Origin of the sequence: Streptomyces rhizoryzae (assembly GCF_023155275.1) — a bacterium.
In the GTDB taxonomy this organism is placed as follows: Bacteria; Actinomycetota; Actinomycetes; order Streptomycetales; family Streptomycetaceae; genus Streptomyces; species Streptomyces rhizoryzae.
This window is the reverse complement of the sequence record NZ_JALMUV010000114.1, coordinates 1-1,114: the sequence shown is the minus strand read 5'-3', so window position 1 is coordinate 1,114 and position 1,114 is coordinate 1. Positions and strand designations below refer to the sequence as shown.

The 1,114-nt window shown below is 61.8% G+C and carries 1 protein-coding gene; it reads left to right on the top strand.

Annotated elements, in window-relative coordinates:
* Window positions 1-236: 236 nt before the first annotated feature.
* The gene (locus MUU72_RS35075) at window positions 237-1,082 is read left to right on the top strand and encodes an IS5 family transposase (protein WP_308403926.1); all 846 of its coding nucleotides are present in this window, start codon (window positions 237-239) and stop codon (window positions 1,080-1,082) included.
* Window positions 1,083-1,114 lie beyond the last annotated feature (32 nt).

Genomic DNA, 1,114 nt, shown 5'->3' with positions numbered 1-1,114 from the left:
CTGAGAGGACGTTCATGCTGTTGACGTGCGGGTTTGACCGTTTTATTGCCCGCCTGAAATCGTCTGATTGAGGCTGCTCATGCCGAATGTGTCGGGGTGATGTCGGCCGTCAGGCTCGCGCTTCATCATGATTCGCCCGGTAGATCCTGTCCGGTTCGAACTCGCGAAGAACGCCCACCTCAGGTCACTCCGACGAGTGATACCTCACCGCAACTCCCTGCCGTATCAGTGATGTTGTGACGACAAAGCCACCCCGCAAGCCCTATCCGAGCGACCTGTCCGACGCCCGCTGGGCCCTGATGGAGCCAACACTGACCGCCTGGCGCACTGAGCGACAGAAGACCTCGCTCAACCTCGGCGGCAAGGTCACTGACCTGCGGGAAGTCCTCAATGCGATCCTCTACGTCAACCGGACTGGGATCCCCTGGCGTTACCTACCGCATGACCTTCCGCCGCACACCACGGTCTTCTCCTACTTCAGTGCCTGGACCGCCGACGGGACCATCGAGAAGCTCGGCGTCCACCTACATCGGATCGTCCGAGAGCGGGAAGGACGCACTGCCGAGCCAACTGCCTGCGTCATCGATGCCCAGAGCGTGAAAACCGCTCCCAGTGTGCCCACCAGCACCCAAGGCACCGACGCCGGCAAGAAAATCGTGGGCCGCAAACGCAGCATCGTCACAGACACCCTCGGCCTGTTACTGCTGGTCATGGTCACCGCGGCCAGCGTCTCCGACAACCAGGCAGGCAAACAACTCCTCACCCAAGTCGCCGCCAACCACCCCACCATCACCAAGGCATGGGCCGACACCGGATACAAGACCCAAGCCATCGAACACGGCGCCGCCCTCGGCATCGACGTCGAGGTCGTGCCGCGAAACACACAGGTCAAAGGCTTCTCAGTGCTACCGCGGCGCTGGGTGGTGGAGCGAAGCTTCGGCTGGCTCATGATGCACCGCCGCCTGGCCCGAGACTACGAAACCAAACCCCAACACTCCGAGAGCATGATCCGCCTGGCCATGCTCTCCAACCTCGCCAAACGAGCAACCGGCGAAACGACCACAACCTGGCACAACCCATGAACTAACACGCACCTGAACGGGACGTCCTCTGA